Raw genomic sequence first — 1,615 nt, forward strand, 5'->3', positions numbered from 1 at the left:
AGGTCGGCTGGCTGCTGGGCGGCCCGCGCCGCTGCGTCGGGGCCTGGCTGGCCGGGGCGACGGAGCGGACGCCCTGCCCGCACCACGCGGTGATCGATCCGGGCGGCGGCGCGACGCAGTGCCCGGCCTGCCAGAGCGTGGACCGCGGCCTCGCCCTCGCCCGGGACCAGATCCTCGACGACGGCCGCACCTACCTGCTCTACCTCGCCTGGTTCGGCGAGGGGCTGCTCAAGGTCGGCCTGACCGCCGAGCAGCGCGGCGACAGCCGGCTGCTCGAACAGGGCGCGCTGGCCTACGCGTTCACCGCCCGTGGCGCCCTGCCGGCGATCCGGCGCGCCGAACTCACCGTCGCCGCCTCGGGCCTGGCCCGCGAGCGGTACAAGTCCCGGCTCAAGAGCGACCACTGGTGGTCGCACGGCGACGCCCCGTACCGCCGTACGGTGCTCACCGAGGCCCGCGCCCGGGCACACGGGCTGCTGGTCGGCCACGCCCTGGAACTGCTCGCCGACCGTCCGGTGGTCGACCACGTCGAGCGCTACGGCCTGGCCGGCGGCGCCCCGGAGGCGTACCGGGAGATCGCCGGGCTGGCCGACGGCGCGGTCGTCGCGGGCCGGCTCCGGCCGCCGGTGGGCCGGCACCTCTTCCTCGACCAGGCGGACGGCTCCGGCCCGCTGCTGCTGGACACCCGGCTGCTCACCGGCTGGACGCTCAGCCCGGTCGCCGGCCGCGGCTCCGAGGGGCTGACCCTCCACGAGCGCCTGCGTCCGCCGGAGCCGGACACCCAGGAGGCGCTGTTCTGAGAAGTTCCGCGAGATCCCGTGGACCCGCTCCGACCATGGTGGTTGCGTAATAAAACCGCAAGGGCCTAGCCTCGGCCTTGCGGTTTTAATTTGCTACCACTTTGGAGCGGATCCAGCCCATGATCGCTGCCCACGAGACCTTCGACGGCACCTTCCCGTACCGACCGCACGTCAGCACGGCCCCCGGCTTCCCCATGCACTACGTGGACGAGGGTGCCGGCCCCGTGGTGCTCTGCCTGCACGGTGAACCCACCTGGGGCTACCTCTTCCGGGACCTGATCCGCCGGCTGGCCCCGACCCACCGGGTGGTCGTCCCCGACCACATGGGCTTCGGCAAGAGTGCCACTCCGGCCGACCGCAGCTACTGGCTGCAGGACCACGTCGACAACCTGGAGGCGCTGGTCCTGGATCTCGGCCTGCGTGAAATCACCCTGGTCATGCACGACTTCGGCGGACCGGTCGGCATGGGCCTGGCCGCCCGCCACCCCGGGCTGATCGCCCGGGTGGTGAGCGTCAACGGGCCCACGCCGTTCGGCCAGCCCGGCCTCGGCGCGGCGCTCGCCGCCAACGCGGCCGAGTCCCCGTGGTTCGGCTGGATCGCCCGGGCGCACGCGGACGGCAGTCTTGGCGCCGTCCTCGGCGAACTCGGCTACACGATCCTCAGCACCCTGAAGCTCAACGGCTTCCAGAACAACGCCCTGATCACCGACACCTGGCTGGCCGCCTACGGCGCGGCCTTCCCCTCCCGCGCGGAGGCCGCGGGCGCGATCGGCTGGGCGGAGGGCTTCGCGACCGGGGCGCACGCCTTCGCGGCC

The 1,615-nt window shown here is 73.7% G+C and carries 2 protein-coding genes; both read left to right on the forward strand.

All coding sequences use genetic code 11. The features are described from left to right. Nucleotides 1-800: DUF2797 domain-containing protein (locus tag KS423_RS45175; RefSeq protein ID WP_224285471.1), on the forward strand; the 800-nt coding region annotated here is incomplete at its 5' end. A gap of 119 nt (nt 801-919) precedes the next feature. Further along, nucleotides 920-1,615, forward strand: a 696-nt coding sequence (locus tag KS423_RS45180; protein ID WP_224285472.1) for an alpha/beta fold hydrolase, incomplete at its 3' end; no start/stop codon positions are given.

The sequence above is a fragment of the Streptomyces sp. LS1784 genome (assembly GCF_020103755.1).
In the GTDB taxonomy this organism is placed as follows: Bacteria; Actinomycetota; Actinomycetes; order Streptomycetales; family Streptomycetaceae; genus Kitasatospora.